This window comes from Pseudoalteromonas neustonica, assembly GCF_001653135.1.
GTDB classification, from domain to species: domain Bacteria; phylum Pseudomonadota; class Gammaproteobacteria; order Enterobacterales; family Alteromonadaceae; genus Pseudoalteromonas; species Pseudoalteromonas neustonica.
In genome coordinates this window covers 1-1,314 of sequence record NZ_BDDS01000063.1, presented here as the reverse complement: position 1 = coordinate 1,314, position 1,314 = coordinate 1, and the positions used below count along the sequence as shown (strand labels likewise).

General features: G+C 40.7%; 1 protein-coding gene and 1 pseudogene. Both read left to right on the top strand.

The window, feature by feature from the left end:
- The first annotated feature begins 156 nt into the window (after positions 1-156).
- Entirely contained in the window at positions 157-663 is a 507-nt protein-coding gene (locus tag A7967_RS22100) for a hypothetical protein (RefSeq protein WP_054456136.1), read from the top strand.
- A 67-nt stretch (positions 664-730) separates the two neighbouring features.
- Positions 731-1,314 (top strand): annotated as a pseudogene (locus A7967_RS22680) (hypothetical protein); the annotation flags it as partial.

Here is a 1,314-nt window from a genome sequence, read left to right as displayed (position 1 = left end):
TTCATGTGGACTGGTACTAAGTACGTGGTGATTTACACGCGTGAATATATAACTGAAGAGCCGGATGCGGTAGTTCCGCACGTCCGGATCTGTGTGGGGTCGGCCCAGTAATGGGTCGCTCTACCACTATTGAAACTATCGAACTAAGAGTTATCTATGAAGAACTATAAGTTATTTTTTTTGTCGGCCCTTGTTGCGTTATCTGGTTGTGCTGGTCCAAAAGCTAAAGACTTGCGCACCCCCGATAGCGTATATCAAATCAATTTAAAGGATGATATTGATTATATTCATCATCAAGGTTTAATGAAAATTGAGTATACATATACTCTAAAATCAGGCGCCTATGTTGGATCTTTCCTAGGTAAGAATGGCACATACTATCAATGTGAAGGACGCTGTGTTGAGGTTTTGTGTCCAGAGGTGCCATTTAATAACGGAAGTTTCGAGGGCGGGCTTTGGGTTTCAAATGAAGAACCAAAAACCTATAGATTTTATACGGTTATAAATGATGATAAAGAAATAGGTTCTGAACAGGGAATGCTTGTTAGAGGTTTGGTTCTACTAGATGTTGATAGACTATCAAAAGGGCCAAAAATTTCAGATGAGTCGATTGTAGAAAGTTTATCTGTAGCATTGAAAAATAAAATTTTAAAAGCTAATTAAATTATCTTCTTGGGCTTTCATAACAAAGCAAATCAAGCAGAAAGTCTTGTCATTGCGTCTGCAGTGCATGGATTCGCCATTATTGCACAACAGCCACAATGCCAAGCCTTCCGTTGTTTGCGGCGTTACAGGGAAGTCTTTTGAGCATCGCAGAGGCTGGGTTGAAGATAAGCTGATTGGATTAGCCAAGGTGTTTTGCACACTCATTTAGTCTTGTATGTTGATGATAAAAAAGCCAATAGACTAAATGATAAAGCGATTGTTATTCGCTGGCATAAGCTGTGTAAAGCAGAGCGCATCTTTTTAAACCAAACAGTTGAGCAATACCGAGAGCGCTTAGCAAGCATCAGCTGGTTTATGCGACTATTAAATGAAGACATTGCCCGTAAAGCGAATAAAGAAGATAACTGTACAGGACGATTTTATTCGCTGCCATCCATGGCGCTCACCCTTCGGGCCGCTTAAGGCGTTCAAAGTTGTTCCTTACAATTTTGTGGGAAGGGCCTTTCCTTAAAATAAAAAGTAGTCACAAGCCTTGCTTGATGAAGCCGCACTTGCCGCCTGTATGGCCTATGTAGATTTAAACCCAATCAGAGCAAAAATGGCGCAAACACCGGAAATATCTGACTACACCAGTGTACAAAAACGCAT

Coding starts and splice junctions, on each gene's coding strand:
- A7967_RS22100 (WP_054456136.1), top strand. CDS start 157: ATGAAGAACTATAAGTTATTTTTTTTGTCGGCCCTTGTTGCGTTATCT.